This window comes from Eudoraea sp. (assembly GCF_039969275.1).
Taxonomy (GTDB): domain Bacteria; phylum Bacteroidota; class Bacteroidia; order Flavobacteriales; family Flavobacteriaceae; genus Eudoraea.
In genome coordinates this window covers 1-1990 of the sequence record NZ_JBDVOC010000016.1, presented here as the reverse complement: position 1 = coordinate 1990, position 1990 = coordinate 1, and the positions used below count along the sequence as shown (strand labels likewise).

At 35.9% G+C, this 1990-nt stretch carries 2 protein-coding genes; one reads left to right on the top strand and one right to left on the bottom strand.

The features are described 5' to 3' along the window. Positions 1 to 425: 425 nt before the first annotated feature. On the top strand, positions 426 to 1676 hold the full coding sequence (locus ABJH90_RS15605) for a serine hydrolase domain-containing protein (protein ID WP_348140410.1): 1251 nt from the start codon (positions 426 to 428) through the stop codon (positions 1674 to 1676). 70 nt (positions 1677 to 1746) lie between these two features. On the opposite strand, the gene ABJH90_RS15600 is transcribed toward ABJH90_RS15605, so the two are convergent. Further along, a partial coding sequence (locus tag ABJH90_RS15600; RefSeq protein WP_348140408.1) for a hypothetical protein occupies positions 1747 to 1990 on the bottom strand: 244 nt, incomplete at its 5' end.

Below are 1990 nucleotides of genomic sequence, written 5' to 3'. Positions count from 1 at the left end.
CTATACTCATTTCTATTGTTTCTACTTTGGTATCAACTTTAGAATCCTGAGCTTGAACAGCTACTCCGATAAAAAGAACAAAAATTAAAGTTACAATCGTTTTCATCACTTGGGGCGTTTTATATATATAAAACGCCCAATGAGCATCTCATCCCGGTTGTAATTCGTCGAAAAACCCTTATTTTTCGGTATCTGACAAAAACTTGGATTAAGTGCGAAAAAGTGTCGATGAACGGGTCTAACCCCTAAAACACCTTAGCGATTTATTGTGTATTTAACCGATAATCTGAAGACAATTCAACGCCAAAAAATAGGAGAAACAATAAATAAAGTATTCTTTCAAGCTGCTTTAGAACTCATAATAGTGCAATAAATGGCTATTTTAGCTCGCATCTCTAATCAATTTCTATCTAAAAAACCCATCAATGAAGACAATTTGGACGGTTAGCCTATTCTTTATCCTGCTATTAGCGCATATAAATAGCCCCAGAACTACAAATCAACGGCTTTCTCTCCCTCCTGCACTACTTCATCCCGATTCTCTGACTCAGTCTCTAAATGAGTTATATAGCCAGGGTTATATAAATGGCTTCGCAGTAGCCCTAGTGAATGAATCCGGACCTCTTTATCAAAAAGGATTTGGTTATATGGATGTTGCATCAAAAAAGCCTTATACAGATAGTACAATTCAAAATATTGCCTCTATTTCTAAAACTTTTATTGGAATTTCACTCATGAAGGCACAGGAATTGGGAAAGTTAAAATTGGATGATCCTGTAAATAGTTATCTCCCTTTCAAAGTCATCAACCCATATTTCCCTGAAAAAGAAATTACCATTAGGCATCTGGCTACACATACTTCATCAATTACCGATACCAAGTATTACGACAAAAAATCCTATGTATTAAAAGATGACATCACTGCCGATAAGCTAAAGGACTTGAATGAGACCTTTAATTCACCTTCCTCTAAAACGACGTTATTAGAATTTCTGCCAATGATTTTAGACACTAGAGGAAAATATTATAAGAAAAAAGGGTTTTTACAAGAATTACCCGGAACAAAATTCGACTACTCCAATATTGGGGCTACTCTGGCAGCTTTGGTCTTGGAACAGGCCACAGGAGTTCCATTTGATGAATTTACCGCTAAATACATCCTGAATCCATTAAAGATGCATGCCTCTGGCTGGTCTTATGATAAGATTGACTTGTCTATGCATTCTAAACTGTACTCTGACAAAGAAACTGAATTACCCTTCTATGAATTAATTACTTATCCCGATGGCGGGATGCGGACTACCGCAAAGGATATGGGCAAATATCTTTCAGAATTGATCAAAGCCAGGTCGGGTAAGGGAACCCTATTGAATCCGGACAGTTACAAAGAGTATTTTAAAGAACAACTTAACGAATCTCATTTTGAAGAGCGCGATAGTGTCTTCCCGTATAATGATGAATACAATATGGGCATCTTTATGGGTCATAATGGCAATGGAGCCATTGGACACACTGGTGGTGATCCAGGAGTGTCCTCATTAATGTTTTTTAATCCTACAACCGGAATAGGCAGATTTTTGATGATAAACACTTCTTTAACCAGCCAGGAAGGCGCAAATGAATTTTTCGGTATTATGAATGCCCTGGGAGATTATTCGGCTAAACTCAACCAATAGTACTTTGTAAAGTCAATTATTACAAATACAGCTAATGCAAGTGTTTTTAAGAATTCTGAAGGATTAGCTATTAAGCCAATTTAGCTTTGTTTCTTTTTGTAGTAAAAGATAAAGCTTTCTTTACTCGGCTATTCTTGTTTTTGTACAAACGAGCAACAGTGTTTTCTTTAGTTGTTGAAGTAACTATACTCATTTCTATTGTTTCTACTTTGGTATCAACTTTAGAATCCTGAGCTTGAACAGCTACTCCGATAAAAAGAACAAAAATTAAAGTTACAATCGTTTTCATCACTTGGGGCGTTTTATATATATAA

Bases quoted from the DNA above. Each gene is read 5' to 3' on its own strand.
- ABJH90_RS15605 (WP_348140410.1), top strand. From the start codon at position 426: ATGAAGACAATTTGGACGGTTAGCCTATTCTTTATCCTGCTATTAGCG.